The organism is Hymenobacter agri, assembly GCF_054778495.1.
On sequence record NZ_BAAGZM010000061.1, the window covers coordinates 1 to 13,338 of the forward strand.

At 61.7% G+C, this 13,338-nt stretch carries 10 protein-coding genes; 6 read left to right on the forward strand and 4 right to left on the reverse strand.

Annotation, left to right across the window (positions count from 1 at the left end; all coding sequences use genetic code 11):
• Nucleotides 1-247, reverse strand: a 247-nt coding sequence (locus ACYVDE_RS05560) for a histidine phosphatase family protein (RefSeq protein WP_460500478.1), incomplete at its 3' end; no start/stop codon positions are given.
• A gap of 223 nt (nucleotides 248-470) precedes the next feature.
• Between ACYVDE_RS05560 and ACYVDE_RS05565 the strand changes: the two genes are divergently transcribed.
• The 3 genes from ACYVDE_RS05565 (at nucleotide 471) to ACYVDE_RS05575 (ending at nucleotide 2,947) form a co-directional block, all read left to right on the forward strand.
• A complete protein-coding gene (locus ACYVDE_RS05565; RefSeq protein WP_460500480.1) occupies nucleotides 471-1,151 on the forward strand; it encodes a response regulator transcription factor in 681 nt (226 codons plus the stop codon).
• Between the two features lie 182 nt (nucleotides 1,152-1,333).
• Nucleotides 1,334-2,713, forward strand: a complete 1,380-nt coding sequence (locus ACYVDE_RS05570; protein WP_460500490.1) for a sensor histidine kinase — start codon at nucleotides 1,334-1,336, stop codon at nucleotides 2,711-2,713.
• A gap of 21 nt (nucleotides 2,714-2,734) precedes the next feature.
• The gene (locus ACYVDE_RS05575; RefSeq protein WP_460500481.1) at nucleotides 2,735-2,947 is read left to right on the forward strand and encodes a hypothetical protein; all 213 of its coding nucleotides are present in this window, start codon (nucleotides 2,735-2,737) and stop codon (nucleotides 2,945-2,947) included.
• Between the two features lie 156 nt (nucleotides 2,948-3,103).
• On the opposite strand, the gene surE is transcribed toward ACYVDE_RS05575, so the two are convergent.
• Nucleotides 3,104-3,958, reverse strand: coding sequence for a 5'/3'-nucleotidase SurE (gene surE / locus ACYVDE_RS05580; protein WP_460500483.1), 855 nt, complete (start codon nucleotides 3,956-3,958; stop codon nucleotides 3,104-3,106).
• Between the two features lie 182 nt (nucleotides 3,959-4,140).
• Between surE and ACYVDE_RS05585 the strand changes: the two genes are divergently transcribed.
• From ACYVDE_RS05585 to ACYVDE_RS05595, 3 genes are all read left to right on the forward strand, one after another.
• Complete coding sequence (locus ACYVDE_RS05585) at nucleotides 4,141-5,880, forward strand: M14 family metallopeptidase (RefSeq protein ID WP_460500485.1); 1,740 nt, start codon at nucleotides 4,141-4,143, stop codon at nucleotides 5,878-5,880.
• Nucleotides 5,881-6,281: 401 nt separating this feature from the next.
• Nucleotides 6,282-7,778 (forward strand): alpha-amylase, encoded by a 1,497-nt coding sequence (locus ACYVDE_RS05590; protein ID WP_460500486.1) that lies wholly within the window; start codon nucleotides 6,282-6,284, stop codon nucleotides 7,776-7,778.
• 97 nt (nucleotides 7,779-7,875) lie between these two features.
• Nucleotides 7,876-9,696 carry an alpha-amylase domain-containing protein gene (locus ACYVDE_RS05595; protein WP_460500487.1) on the forward strand — a complete coding sequence of 607 codons (1,821 nt, stop codon included), beginning with the start codon at nucleotides 7,876-7,878 and terminating at the stop codon, nucleotides 9,694-9,696.
• A 98-nt stretch (nucleotides 9,697-9,794) separates the two neighbouring features.
• Here ACYVDE_RS05595 and ACYVDE_RS05600 read toward each other — a convergent pair whose 3' ends face one another.
• Both ACYVDE_RS05600 and ACYVDE_RS05605 read right to left on the reverse strand, forming a co-directional pair.
• Nucleotides 9,795-11,333, reverse strand: a complete 1,539-nt coding sequence (locus ACYVDE_RS05600) for a hypothetical protein (protein WP_460500488.1) — start codon at nucleotides 11,331-11,333, stop codon at nucleotides 9,795-9,797.
• A gap of 357 nt (nucleotides 11,334-11,690) precedes the next feature.
• A complete protein-coding gene (locus ACYVDE_RS05605) occupies nucleotides 11,691-13,214 on the reverse strand; it encodes a sigma 54-interacting transcriptional regulator (RefSeq protein WP_460500489.1) in 1,524 nt (507 codons plus the stop codon).
• Nucleotides 13,215-13,338 lie beyond the last annotated feature (124 nt).

A 13,338-nucleotide genomic window follows, 5' to 3' on the forward strand; every position in this document is an offset into this window, starting at 1 on the left:
GCTTGGCCAGCGTCTGGTTCAGGGCCTGGGCGCGGGCGCGGCCCTCGGCCGAGAGCTCGGGGTCGGGGTTGCCGGCCACGGTGGTGTCTTTTTCGGCGTGCCGCACAATGTACACCGTGGTGATGAGCGGCTTGATTTTCGTTTTGCCTTTTTCGGCCGCGGCCGGCATCTGGGCGCGGCTGGTAGTGGTGCCCAGCAGCACCAGCAGCGCGCACAGGGTCGAAATTCGGGTAAGCAAGTGTTTCATAGCGAAGGAAATGGAATAATGAAGAACTGTCGCACCGGCAAATTACGAGCTTTTTTCAAGCCGGCCCGGTATTTAACCCAGAAATTTCTCAAGGCCCCTTCATCTATCATTCAGCTACGGCTGTCGTATGTTGTGGCATAATCGCCGGCCGGCCGCCCTTTCTGGCTGCCACCGGCGCGGCGGGCAGCAGCCCATTTCTATCTATTTCCCCCTCCCCGTTCTCATGCACGTTCTGCTCATCGAAGACGAAAAAAGCCTGCACCAGGAAATGCGCCAGTTTCTGCTCCAGGCGCAGTACCTAGTCGATTCGGCCTACACCTATGCCGAAGCTTCGGAAAAACTCTACGTGAGCAGCTACGACTTCGTGCTGCTCGACCTGGGCCTGCCCGGCGGCGACGGCCTCGACCTGCTCAAGGAAGCCCGCCTGAACGAAAACCAGGAGGCCTCCTTCATCATCCTCACCGCCCGCGGCGCCCTCGACGACCGCATCCGCGGCCTCGACCTCGGCGCCGACGACTACCTGCCCAAGCCTTTTTCGCTGCTCGAGCTCACCAGCCGCATGCAGGCCATCACGCGCCGTAAGTTCAACCTCAAGCGCCCCGAAATTACCTTTGGCACCGGCTTCAGCATGGATGCCAACGCCCGTATTGTGCGCCACGGCAGCCAGGAAGTGCCCCTCACCAAAAAGGAGTTCGACCTGCTGCACTACCTGCTGCTGCACCGCGGCCGGGTGCTCACGCGCCTGCAGCTCGGCGAGCACCTGTGGGGCAACGTGCTCGAAGATGACTCCGACTCAAACTACATCGACGTGCACATTAAGAACGTGCGCAAGAAGCTGGCCCAGTTCGCCCCCGCCGACTTCCTGGAAACCGTGCGCGGCATCGGCTACCGCGCGGCGGAGTAGCCGTTGGCGGAATCTGTGCACACCAGAACGTCATGCTGAGCTTGTCGAAGCACCTCTACTGCGCAACTAATTGATTTTAGTTCTGCGGTAGAGATGCTTCGACAAGCTCAGCATGACGTCCTTTTGCGTTTATCGCAATCGATAATTCACTCATTCGCCCAATCCATTTCCCCTTGCCCAGAATGCGTCTCGAAGCCAAGCTGGCCCTGTTCAATGCCCTCTCCAAGCTGCTGCTGGTGCTACTCGGGGCGCTGGTGATTCCGCCCATCGTGCAGCGCGTGGCCGTGGCCCACACCGACCAGCACCTGCGCAATAAGAAGCAGGACGTGTTGGCCCTCATCGCCCGCGACGGCCTGCAGGGCTTTGAGCGCGGCGAGCGGGCCGAGACGTACGCCGACTACAACATCTTCAAACAGGAGTACATAACGCTCACGCCGCTACCGGCGGGCCAGGCCCTGCCGCCCGAGCGCATTTTTGAGGAGCCCCGGCAGGTCGACCAGGAAGTAGAAGACTTTCGTATTCTGAGCTTTGCGCGGCCGGCCCAGCTGCCCGACCACCCAGCGTTTCGGGTCGAAATTGGCTCGTCGCTGGCCACCGTGGAGCTGCTCACGGGTACGCTGCGCAACCTGGCGCTGTGGGTGCTGGTGGCGGCCTCGCTGCTCACGGTGGTGTCCGATGCTGCATTTGCGCACTACCTGCTGGGGCCGTTGCGCGAGCTCACGATGCGCAAGCTGCGTGGCATCCGGCAACCGTCGGACTTTGATTTTGAGGCCATTGATACTGACACCACCGACTTCCGCCGGCTCGACGACCGCCTGAATTCGTTAATGCGGCAGGTGCAGTCGGCCTTTGCCAAGGAGCGCGAGTTCATGAGCAACGTGAGCCACGAACTGCTCACGCCGGCCAGCATTCTGCAGTCGCGCTTCGAAAACATGCTGCAGGACCCCACCCTGCCCGAAGCCCACGCCCAGCAGATTGTGGAGTCGCAGCGCACGCTCTACCGCCTGCGCAACACCGTGCGCACGCTGCTGCTCATTGCCAACATCGAAAATGAGCAGTACCTGCGCAACGAGGCCGTGCGCCTCTCCGAAGTAGTGGCCGATGTGGCCGAGGAGCTCGACGACCGCCGCCAACAACGCGACATTGCCCTCGAAATCGACCTGACCAGCCCCGATGAGCGCCCGCACGCCAATGCGAGCCTGCTGCACACACTGCTGCGCAACCTGCTCTCCAACGCCATCAAGTACAACCGCGAGGGCGGGCGCATTCGGGTGCTGGGCCGTGCCAAGCCCAACGGCGGCTATTCGCTGCGGGTCGAAGACAGTGGCCCCGGCATCGCGGCCGAAAACCTGCCGTTTCTGTTCGACCGGTTCCGGCGCTTCCACGGCACGGCACCGGGCGCGCCCGAGGGCTACGGCCTGGGCCTGCCCATTGCCCAAACCATTGCCACCTTTCACGGGGCCACGCTGCGGGCCGAGTCGGAGGTAGGCCAGGGTACCAGCTTTATTCTCGATTTTCAGCCTTCGACAAAATTGGTGGCCGGTTTCATGCCGGCTTCATAGGTGGGAACGTAGCTTCGGGACGTGATACATCAACCCGTCCATCTGCTGCTTAGATTCCTGTTCATCAGTCTGCTGCTGGTGCTGGCCGTAGCCGTCGGCACCGAAGTAGCGGCCCTGCATCGCAAGACCCGCCCAGCCGCCGGCCCGGCGGTGACGCCCGTGGTGGTGCGCAAGTCAACGGTGATGCCCATGCCGCACAAAACCGTGCACACCGTGAGCCACCGGGCGAGCTAGCCGATTCTGGAAACGTGAACAAACAGGAACGTCATGCTAAGCGCAGCCGAAGCATCTCTACCGCGCAAGTAATTCATTTACTATTGCGGTAGAGATGCTTCGACAAGCTCAGCATGACGTTCTTTCAATTTTAAGGCTTAATAAAGCCAGCCTGCCCTAATGCTGGTTGGCCACGCCATAGTCCTGCGATGCGACGGGCTGGGGCGGCGTGCTGGCATCTTCGTGGGAAGGCAGCGGCAGCGCCCACTGCTGGCTGAGGTGCGCCAGGCCGTGCGCGGCCGTGAGGTCGAACTGGCAGGGCACAATGGAAATGTAGTTGTGGGCCAGGGCCCACTCGTCGGTATCGGTGCCGGCGTCGAGGTTTTCGAAGGTGCCCATCAGCCAGTAGTAGGGGCGCTGGTAGGGGTCGAGGCGACGGTCGAACTTCTCGGCCCACTTGGCACGGGCCTGGCGGGCCAGCCGCAGCCCGGCAATGGGCGTTTCGGAGTTTTTGGGGATGTTCACATTCAGGGCCGTGCCGGGCGCGATGCCGTTGTCGAGCGCATGGCGGCACACCTGGGCCACCCACTCGGTGGTGTGCGAGAAGTCGGCGTTGGGGCCGTACTCGCACAGCGAGAAGCCGATGGCGGGCAGTCCTTCGATGGCCGCTTCGATGGCGGCCGACATGGTGCCCGAGTACAGCACGTTCACCGAGGCGTTGGAGCCGTGGTTGATGCCGGATACCACGAGGTCGGGCGTGCGGTCCTGCAGAATGTAGTGCTTGGCGATTTTTACGCAGTCGGCCGGCGTGCCCGAGCACTCGTAGGCTTCGACCTCGGGGCCGAAAACCGGGTTTTTAGTGAGACGCAGGGCGCTGCCAATGGTGATAGCGTGCCCCATGCCCGACTGCGGCGAGTCGGGCGCGACGACGACGACTTCGGCCCCGAGGGCCAGCACGGTTTCGACGAGGTGGCGAATGCCGGGGGCGGTAATGCCGTCGTCGTTGGAGACGAGAATGAGAGGCTTTTTCAACGGAAAGCGGGAAAATTGAGCTACAAATAGGGGTGGCGGGGCCGGGGCCGCCGCAACGGAAGCGCACCGGCCCCGACCTTTACGGCGCGCATCTCCGCGCCGTTCGGCACGCTGCCGACTGGAGTGGATATGCGAACGACAAAGTTCGCGCTCCTATGTTCATCGTACTGCTTGCTTCGCTTATGGCCCTCGCTCCCACTCCGCCCACTCCCGCGCCCGCTTGGCGCACACCCTTCGAAAACGACCCGCGGGGTAATACCACGGCCACGTATGCCGAGTGCATTGGCTACTACCAGAAACTAGCCGCTGCCTACCCCGCCCACCTGCACCTTGCCGAAGCCGGGCCCACCGACAGCGGCCAGCCCCTGCACGAAGTAGTGCTCAGCGCCGACGGCGACGCCGACCCGGCCAGCACGCGCCGCAAAAACCGGCGCATCCTGTTCATTCAGAACGGAATCCACCCCGGTGAGCCCGAAGGCATCGATGCCAGCATGATGCTAACCCGCGACCTGCTGCAGCAACCCAAGCTCCAGAAGCTTCTGGCCGACGTGACGGTGGTGCTGGTGCCCGTGTACAACATCGATGGCATGCTGAACCGCAACAGCACTACCCGCGTGAACCAGAACGGGCCCGCGGCCTACGGCTTTCGGGGCAACGCCCGGCACCTGGATTTGAACCGCGACTACATCAAGCAGGAGTCGCGGAATGCCCGCTCCTTTGCCCAGCTTTTCCAGAAGTGGCAGCCCGACGTGTTCGTGGAGACCCACACCTCGAACGGAGCCGACTACCAGTACACGATGACGCTTATTGCCACCCAGCACAGCAAGCTGGCCCCGGCGCTGGGCGCCTATTTGCAGGGCCAGCTGCTGCCGGCGCTCTACAAGGGCATGGAGCAGAAAAAGTGGCCCATGACACCCTACGTCGACTTCGAGGGGCAGACGCCCGAGAGCGGCCTGCGCGCTTTTCTGGAAACGCCGCGCTACTCCACCGGCTACGCGGCGCTCTTCAACACCATCGGCTTCATGCCCGAAACGCATATGCTAAAGGACTTCGCGTCCCGAGTGCACTCCACCTACGATTTCCTGCTGACCATGCTCGAAACCGTGGGCCGGCAGGCGCCGGCGCTGGCGGCTGCCCGCGCCACGGCCGCGGCTGATATGCAGGGCCAAACCACCTTCCCCCTCACCTGGGCGCTCGATGAAAGCCAGACCGAAAACGTGCAGTTCCGCGGCTACGAGGGCAAGATGAAGCCCAGCGAAGTAAGCGGCCAGCCACGGCTCTACTACGACCGCGCCGCCCCCTACTCCCGGCCGGTGAAGTATTACAATACCTTCAAGCCGACCACCACCGCCAGCCGGCCTACGGCATACATCATTCCCAAAGCCTGGACCGAAGTGGCCGACCTGCTGCGCCGCAACGGGGCCACGCTGGAGCCGCTGGCCCGCGCCGTAACGGTGCCCGTGCAAACCTATTATTTCACCGACTTCAAAACCACGCCCCGGCCCTTCGAGGGCCACTACGTGCACAGCCAGGTGCAGCTGCGCGCCGTGGACGCGCCGGCCACCTTCGAAGCCGGCGACCTGGTGGTGTACCTGAACGCCGCCGCGCCCGCCCGCTACCTCATGGAGACGCTGGAGCCGCAGGCCACTGACTCCTTCTTCGCCTGGGGCTTCTTCGACAGCGTGCTGCAGCAGAAGGAGCACTTCTCCGACTACGTGTTCGAAGACCTGGCCGCCGACCTGCTGCGTCGCGACCCGGCCTTGCGCGAGCGCCTCGAAAAGCTAAAAGCAGCCAACGCCGCGTTTGCCGCCAACGGCCCCGCCCAGCTCGAATGGGTGTATCAGAACTCGGCTTACCACGAGCCCGGCCACAACCGCTACCCGGTAGCCCGCTGGCTGGGCACCGGCCGCGTGGGCGAGTAATTATTTGAATCAAAAAACCGCAGGGCGGGGTCCGGGTCATCCATTGTTGAACAGGCTATTCGACGCTCGGATGATGCCAGCCCTCGCTGTGCAGTTTAGGGCTGGATTATAAATATCAGTCTGCGAAGACGGATTTTGTGCAATCGATTGTAACATTTCCGATGTAAACGTTTGCTCAAATTTTATGAGTGAGCACTCACCTTTTTTATAATTTTATTTTCAAACGTTGCCAATTGCTGCCAATACAATTGCAAACGTTTGTATTAAGTGATAATATTATAATTGTCTAAATTTCATTTCGCTCCGAACCCACTAGTCTGAACTGGGGAATTTTTGAACTTTGCATAGAATATCGTTCGCCCGATACCTTGCAGCACTTCTCACCAAAATCCCCACCACTCATGAAGACATTGTTTCGCGGCAACCGCCGTGCGATACTGGCGGCGACTTTGCTCACGCTGGCCGGCTGCGCCAAGGAAAACCTCAATCCGACGGCCAGCGCCCCGGTCCCGGTAGCCAGCACCTCGGCTAACGCCGTGGCCGTGAACGGCGTAATGATGCAGGGCTTCTACTGGAATACGCCCCTTACCACCACCGCCGGCAGCTGGTGGCAGAACCTGGGCAGCAAGGCCACTGAACTGAGCCAGTCTGGCATCACAGCGGTGTGGCTACCCCCGGCATACAAGGGTGGTAGCCAGCAGGATGTAGGCTACGGCGTGTACGACCGCTACGACCTGGGCGAGTTCAATCAGAAAGGCACCGTGGCCACCCGATACGGCACGCTGGCCCAGTTGCAGTCGGCCATCGGGGCGCTGCACGGCCAGGGCGTGCAGGTGTACGAAGACATGGTGATGAACCACCTGACCTGGGCCGACGCCCAAGAAACGGTGAACAGCAACGTGGTGTATACCAAATTCAACTATCCCGGACGGGGCCTCACGTACAGCTCGTACAAGTGGGGCTACAACAACTTCACTGGCACGCAGCAGGCGCCTAATAATGGCTGGTACCAGTGGAAGAGCTGGGACTTCCAGCCCTACGCCAACGGCGACGCTTACGATAACCTGCTCGGCTCCGAAATCCAGTACAACGGCAACACGGCCAACGCCAACGAAACCATCAGCTGGGGCAACTGGATGACGACCAAACTCGGGCTGGACGGTTACCGCCTCGACGCTACCAAGCACATCTACACGCCTTTCGTGAACCAGTGGCTCGATGCCGTGAAGGGCACTTCGGGCCGCTTCGCCGTGAGCGAGGCCTGGTTCCGCAACCTGACCGACCTGAAGAACTACGCCACGGCCACGGGCGGGCGCACCAGCCTGTTCGACGTGCCACTGCACTACACTTTCCAGGACATGAGCAACGGCAACGGGGCTTGGGACATGCGCGGCCTGCAGTTCGCCGGCTTCACCGAATCGAACCCCACGCTTTCCGTGTCGTTCGTCGATAACCACGACACCGACCAGAGCGGCGGCGCGCTTTACTCGCCGGTTATCAATCTGAAGATGCTGGCCTACGCCTACATCCTCACCCGCGCCAATGGCTACCCCTGCGTGTTCTACCGCGACTTCTACGAATACGGCCTGGGCGCGCAGATTAAGAAGCTCACCGCTATTCGCAAGGCCAATGCCTACGGCTCGGCCTTCGAGTATACCAGCGTCGACGATGCCGACTACTACGCCTACTCGCGCGCCGGCGACAGCACGCACAAAGGCCTGATGCTCATCCTCAACGATGGTGGCGGCGCGCGCACCAAGGGCATTACCTCGCCCTTCAAGAACGCCACGCTCACTGATAAGACCGGCAACTACGGCGGCACCATCACCACCGACGCCAACGGCTACGGCAACTTCCCGGTGCAGGCCCGCTCGTGGTCGGTGTGGGTGCCGAACTAAGCCGCGCCCGGTTTCGGGCACCTAATAACCTGCCTTTTTGCCTACCGGGCCGGCTGTGGCCGGCCCGGCTTTTTCCCACCATTCCCACCAAACTCTTATGCAAACAAATTTTCGACAGCTGACCGGCTCGGCCGCGTTGGCGGCGGCTCTGCTGCTGACCGGCTGCGCCAAAGACGGCCTGCAGCCCGGCAGCAGCGTCCCCACTCCCACCCCCGCAGCCAGCAGCAATGCAACCGCCGTGAACGGGGTGATGATGCAGGGCTTCTATTGGAATACGCCCCTCACCACTACCGCTGGTACGTGGTGGCAGAACCTGGGCAGCAAGGCCACCGAGCTGGGCCAGGCCGGCATCACGGCCATGTGGTTGCCGCCAGCTTACAAGGGCGGAAGCCAGCAGGACGTGGGCTACGGCGTGTACGACCGCTACGACCTGGGCGAGTTCAATCAGAAAGGCACCGTGGCCACCCGCTACGGCACCATCGGCCAGCTGCAAAGCGCCATTGGGGCGCTGCACGGCCAGGGCATTCAGGTGTACGAGGACATGGTGATGAACCACCTGACCTGGGCCGATGGCCAGGAGAACGTGAACGGCAACAACGTGTACACGCGCTTCGACTACACCGGCCGCAACAACACCTACAGCACCTACAAGTGGACGTCGGCCAACTTCACCGGCACCCAGCAGGCGCCCAACAACGGCTGGTACCAGTGGAAGAGCTGGGACTTCCAGCCCTACGCCAACGGCGACGCCTACGACAACCTGCTCGGCTCCGAAATCCAGTACAACGGCAACTCCTACAACGCCAACGAAACCATTAACTGGGGCAACTGGATTACCGCCAAGCTGGGCCTCGACGGCTACCGCCTCGACGCCACCAAGCACATCTACACGCCCTTCGTGAACCAGTGGCTCGATGCCGTAAAGGGTACTTCGGGCCGCTTTGCCGTGAGCGAGGCCTGGTTCCGCAATCTGGGCGATATGAACAACTATGCGGCTGCCACCGGGGGCCGTACCAGCCTGTTCGACGTGCCGCTGCACTACACCTTCCAGGACATGAGCAACGGCAACGGCGCCTGGGACATGCGCGGCCTGCAGTTCGCCGGCTTTACGGAGGCTAACGGTGCGCTGTCGGTTTCGTTTGTCGACAACCACGACACCGACCAACAGGGCGGCGCGCTCTACTCGCCCGTGACCAACCTGAAGATGCTGGCCTACGCCTACATTCTGACCCGCGACAAGGGCTACCCCTGCGTGTTCTACCGCGACTTCTACGAGTACGGCCTAGGCGCGCAGATTAAGAAGCTCATCGCCATTCGTAAGGCCAATGCCTACGGCACCGGGGCTGAATACACCAGCGTGAACGACGCCGACCTATACGCCTACTCGCGCGCCGGCGACGCCACCCACAAAGGCCTGTTGCTGCTGCTGAACGACGGCAGCGCGGCCCGCAGCAAGGGCATCACCACGCCCTTCAAGAGCGCCTCGCTTACCGATGCTACCGGCAACAACGGCGGCACTATCACCACCGATGCCAACGGCTACGGCGTGTTCCCGGTAGGGGCCCGCTCCTACGCCGCCTGGGTGCCCAACGGCGGCACCACGACCACGCCTCCGCCCACCGGTGGCACCACGGCCGTGAGCTTCAACGTGACCTACTCGAACACCGTAACCGGCCAGGATGTGTACGTGGTGGGCAGCACCACCCAGCTCGGCGCCTGGAACACGGCTAACGCCATCAAGCTGAGCGGCGCGGCCTACCCGGTATGGAAAGGCACCGTGAACCTGACCAGCGGCACGTCGGTCGACTACAAGTACATCCGCAAGGATGCGGCCGGCAACGTGCTGTGGGAAGGCGGCGCCAACCGCACCTTCACGCCCTCGGGCACGAGCCAGACGCGCACCGATACCTGGCAGTAATGCCAGTGCCTGGACCGCTGCAACGGTCCAAAACAAAAAAGGCGACTCCAATGGAGTCGCCTTTTTTGTTTGCGCGTGCATGCAAGAAGCCGCGCCTTTTATTCCACTGCCAGCATGCGGGCCGCCTGCCAGCTACTTGCCTGCACCACCACGCGGTAGAGACCGGGAGCCAGTCCCGCCAATGGGAATTCGGCTTGCAGGCCCGCGGCGGGCATGAGCATCTTGTGCGTCTGAACATTCCGTCCCAGGGCATCGCAGAGGGTCAGCGTCAGCTGGGTTTCGCCGGCTACAGGTGGGATGTGCACCTTTACCACACTGTGCGCCGGGTTGGGAAACAGGGCAATAGTGCTCGGGCCGGCGGTGGAGGATGCTGTTGCCAATGCCTGCGCATCAGCCACGGAAGCCAGATAGGCGAAGGAATTTATGGCATTGATACTGATGCTCCCAAAGCGGGCTGGTAAGGAGGTATTTCCCGTCAGGTAAATGCGCGGGCCACTTATCACGACGCCCATTACGGCATTGTACTGCGGATTTCCGCCCGATATGGCCCAGTCGAAACTGCTGGTTGAGCCCGCGTCGGAGAGCCTGGTTAAGAAGATGCTTCCCAATCCGCTGTCGAGAGTAGTACTGCCGAAATCGGAAAAAGTGCCGTTGAACGTACCGGCAACGTAGAGCGTGGGACCACTCACGGCGATGGCGGTAGCTTGGTCGCCAATGCCAGCGGTACCCGTGCCGCCGGCACGCTGTGCCCACACGAAATTACCGGTAGGCCCTGCATCCGTAAGCTTGGCAATGAAGGCATCGTTGCTACCAATACTGGCCAAGGCAGTGTTCCCGAAGGTGGCCGGGACACTATTAAAAAACCCCACTGCGTACACGCTCGTGCCACGTACAGTCATGGCATTCACCCGTTCGGTGCCGGTTCCGCCAGCCCGTTGCGCCCATACAAATCGGCCGCTGTTTCCATCATCCGTGAGCTTGGCAACGAATGCATCGCCCTGCCCACCATTGCTGAGCGCAACTGCGCCAAACCGGGCTGGAGCACTGATAAATCCGCCCCCGATGTAAATATTCGGGCCATTCGCGACCATCCCGAATATCCACTCCGTATCGGCACCCGTCACCTGTTGCGCCCACACGAAGTCTCCCGTTGGGCCAGTATCAGTCAGCTTCACCACGTAGGAATCGAGGTAGTACTGGTTGCTTGAGTTAGGCAGCACCATTTGGCCAAATTCGGCCTGCGTACCCCCGAAATACCCGGCCATGTACACGCTGGAACCGCTCACGGCCACCGCAGTTGCGTGCTGTGCCTTGCCGCGCTTGGCCCAGGTGAAGGTGGCGTTGGGGCCGGTATCCGACAGCTTAGCTACGAAAACATCCGCCGACAGCGCCGTTCCCTGGTAGCTGTTCGTGAGCGTTGTAGCGCCAAAGTCGGCCGTTGGGCTGGTGAAGTACCCCACCACATACACGTTTGGGCCGCTCACTGCAATAGCCTCCGCTACTTCGAGGCTGGAGCCGCCTGCTCGTTGCGCCCAAACAAACTGCCCGGTTACCGGGCTCCATTTGGCCACAAATACATCGCCATTGCCGGCACTGGTCAGGGCCGTGGCGCCAAAATTGGTGGTACCGATTAGCATTCCAGTCAGGTAGATATTCCCGCTTGCGTCGGTTGTAGAGGCTTTTACCTCGGGGATTTGGCTTGGGCTGTTGGTGAGCGCCAGTGCCGTTTGCCAGGTCGGCAGCTGCGCGTAGGCCACGCTACCCCCAGCCCATAGCAGCAGACCAAAAACCGGAAGCAGCAACACAGTATGCCGCAGAAAACAACGTAGTAATGCATTCATAAGCAGCCGAACTGAGCCGTAAATGTGGAATGACTCAAAAGTACTGCGCGAATGCAGCAAAAAGCCCCGCGCATCAGGTGATGCGCGGGGCTTTCCATTTTAGCTATGCATGGGCTGACGCCCTGAGCATATTGGAATCAGTGTTCGGCGCGCCTACCGGCGGCGGCGCGGCTTCTCGTCTTCTTCATCGTCATCGTCATCATCGCCGAAGCTCGGCATGGTGAACATCGACGACAGCAAATCCTTGAACTGGGCACCGGCCGTGAGACGGTTGCGCGAAATCAGGCTGTGCTCGCTCAGGCCGTGCAGCAGGAATTCCATGAGGAAGTAAGTGTGCTCGGGCGTTTCGTTGGGGTGCAGCTCGGTCACGATGTCGCGCAGGCCGGGCACCTGGTCGAGGGCCTTGCGGTAGTCAGCGGTGCTGGCGTCGTGCAACAGGTCCAGCGTGTGGCCGTTGCCGAACCACTCCTGCACCGTTTTGTAGGGCGACGGGCGGTTTTTAAGCTTCTTGGCCTTGTCGGGGTCCGGAAAATAGTTCAGGAACAGCGTGCGGATGGCCTTGCCCATGAGCTTTTCGGCCACGATGCCGGCGCCCTCCTGCTCGCCCTCGTACACCAGCTCCACCTTGCCCGTAATGGCGGGCACGGCCGAAATGAAGTCGCCCACGCGCACGTAGGTGTTGCTTTCGCCATTCACCAGCGCCCGGCGCTCAGCCCCGGCAATCACCTGCTCGTAGGCCGAGATGGTGAGGCGGGCCGACACGCCCGACTTGGCATCGACGAACTCGGAGCCGCGGGCCTCTACGGCCACCTGCTCCACGAGGTCGTGCACCACTTCGTTGCTGGTCACCATGCCCTTCTGCTCGTCTTTGATGCGGGCTTCCTGCTTGGTGATGCGCTTGCCGATTTCGGTCGATTTCGGGTAGTGCGTGATAATCTGCGCGTCAATCCGGTCCTTGAGCGGCGTGACGATGCTGCCGCGGTTGGTGTAGTCCTCCGGGTTGGCGGTGAAGATGAACTGGATATCCAAGGGCAGCCGCACCTTGAAGCCGCGAATCTGGATATCGCCTTCCTGCAAAATATTGAACAGCGACACCTGAATGCGGGCCTGCAAGTCGGGCAATTCGTTAATGACAAAAATGCCGCGGTGGGCGCGCGGAATCAGGCCGAAGTGAATCACCCGCTCGTCGGAGTACGGCAGCTTCAGCGTGGCGGCTTTGATGGGGTCGGCGTCGCCGATGAGGTCGGCCACCGACACGTCGGGCGTGGCCAGCTTCTCGGTGTAGCGCTCGTTGCGGTGCACCCAGGCCACGGGCGTGTCGTCGCCCTTTTCATCAATCAGGTTTTTGGCAAACACCGACAGCGGCTGCAGCGGGTCGTCGTTGAGCTCGGAGCCGGCCACCACGGGCATGTACTCGTCGAGCAGGTTGATAAGCAGGCGCGCAATGCGGGTTTTGGCCTGGCCACGCAGTCCCAGCAGGTTGATGTGGTGCCCGGCCAGAATAGCGCGCTGCAGCTCCGGAATCACGGTTTCGTCGTAGCCGTAGATGCCGGGGAAGACTTCCTCCTTGTTTTTGAGTTTCTGAATCAGGTTTTCCCGGAGCTCTTGCTTCACGCTGCGGGAGGTATAACCACTGGCGCGAAGCTGGCCCAGGGTGCGGATGGTTTCGTGCTTCATACGGAACGTTGGCGGGAAACTGGCTTCCCGGCTTCTTTAACCGCGAAAGGGGGCCTGAGGTTCAGCTACTCGGCCAGGGCGCGCTCGAGGGCCGCCACAGTGGCCGCGCCCGCCGAGGGCCGGG

Excerpts from the sequence above, each read along its gene's own strand:
- ACYVDE_RS05565 (WP_460500480.1), top strand. The coding sequence starts at position 471 with ATGCACGTTCTGCTCATCGAAGACGAAAAAAGCCTGCACCAGGAAATG.
- ACYVDE_RS05585 (WP_460500485.1), top strand. The coding sequence starts at position 4,141 with ATGGCCCTCGCTCCCACTCCGCCCACTCCCGCGCCCGCTTGGCGCACA.
- ACYVDE_RS05605 (WP_460500489.1), bottom strand. The coding sequence starts at position 13,214 with ATGAAGCACGAAACCATCCGCACCCTGGGCCAGCTTCGCGCCAGTGGT.
- ACYVDE_RS05595 (WP_460500487.1), top strand. The coding sequence starts at position 7,876 with ATGCAAACAAATTTTCGACAGCTGACCGGCTCGGCCGCGTTGGCGGCG.
- ACYVDE_RS05590 (WP_460500486.1), top strand. The coding sequence starts at position 6,282 with ATGAAGACATTGTTTCGCGGCAACCGCCGTGCGATACTGGCGGCGACT.
- ACYVDE_RS05570 (WP_460500490.1), top strand. The coding sequence starts at position 1,334 with ATGCGTCTCGAAGCCAAGCTGGCCCTGTTCAATGCCCTCTCCAAGCTG.
- ACYVDE_RS05600 (WP_460500488.1), bottom strand. The coding sequence starts at position 11,333 with ATGCTAATCGGTACCACCAATTTTGGCGCCACGGCCCTGACCAGTGCC.